This is a genomic window from Streptococcus mitis (assembly GCF_001579035.1).
Taxonomy (GTDB): Bacteria; Bacillota; Bacilli; order Lactobacillales; family Streptococcaceae; genus Streptococcus; species Streptococcus mitis_J.
Window position 1 is genome coordinate 1 of the sequence record NZ_KQ970290.1, and the last position, 1205, is coordinate 1205.

Annotated in this window: 1 pseudogene; it reads left to right on the forward strand. The window is 41.1% G+C overall.

The features are described from left to right. A pseudogene (locus SMIDD26_RS13495) lies at positions 1 to 738 on the forward strand (hypothetical protein); the annotation flags it as partial. Positions 739 to 1205: the final 467 nt, after the last annotated feature.

Genomic DNA, 1205 nt, shown 5'->3' on the forward strand with positions numbered 1-1205 from the left:
GACCTGCTCTTAGATAATGACTCAGATACTGCTGATTCGCTCTCAGATAATGACTCAGATTCTGATTCTTCTGTACTTTCACTTGCTGATGCGCTCTCAGATAATGACTCAGATTCACTTAATGATGGATTTTCACTAAATAATTTTGATTTACTCTCAGAAACTGATGTACTTTCACTTGCTGATGCGCTCTTAGAGGCGGACTCACTTACGGATGTACTTTCAGATTCTGAGGTACTTGCACTTGCTGAGGTGCTCTTAGAGGCGGACTCTGATACGAATCTTGATTCAGAGGCTGAGGTACTTGCACTTACTGATGCGCTCTTAGAGGCGGACTCTGATACGAATCTTGATTCAGAGGCTGAGGTACTTGCACTTACTGAGGTGCTCTTAGAGGCGGACTCACTTACGGATGTACTTTCACTTGCTGATGTACTTGCACTTACTGACTCACTTAAGGATGCGCTCTTAGAGGCGGACTCTGATTTTGATGCACTTACACTTTCAGAATCAGATTTACTTAATGATGGATTTTCACTAAATAATTTTGATTTACTCTCAGAAACTGATGTACTTGCACTTACTGACTCACTTAAGGATGCGCTCTTAGAGGCGGACTCTGATTTTGATGCACTTACACTTTCAGAATCAGATTTACTTAATGATGGATTTTCACTAAATAATTTTGATTTACTCTCAGATTCTGATGTACTTGCACTTGCTGATGCTCTCTTATAGACTGACTCAGTTACTGATACTACTCGACTCCAAAATACTGACTCTGATACGGATGCGCTCTTAGCTGACTCAGTTACTGACTCACTTAATGCTCTGCTCTTATAGACTGACTCAGTTACTGATACTACTCGACTCCACAATACTGACTCACTTACTGATGCGCTCTCAGAGGCGGATGTTGATTCACTTTCACTTACTGATTCGCTCTTAGATAATGACTCAGATTCTTCTGTACTTTCACTTGCTGATGCGCTCTCAGATAATGACTCAGATTCCGATTCTGATGTACTTTCACTTGCTGATGTACTTTCACTTGCTGACTCACTTGCTGATTCGCTCTTAGATACTGACTCAGATACTAATGTTGATTCACTTTCACTCGCTGACTCACTTGCTGACCTGCTCTTAGATAATGACTCAGATACTGCTGATTCGCTCTCAGATAATGACTCAGATTCTGATTCTTC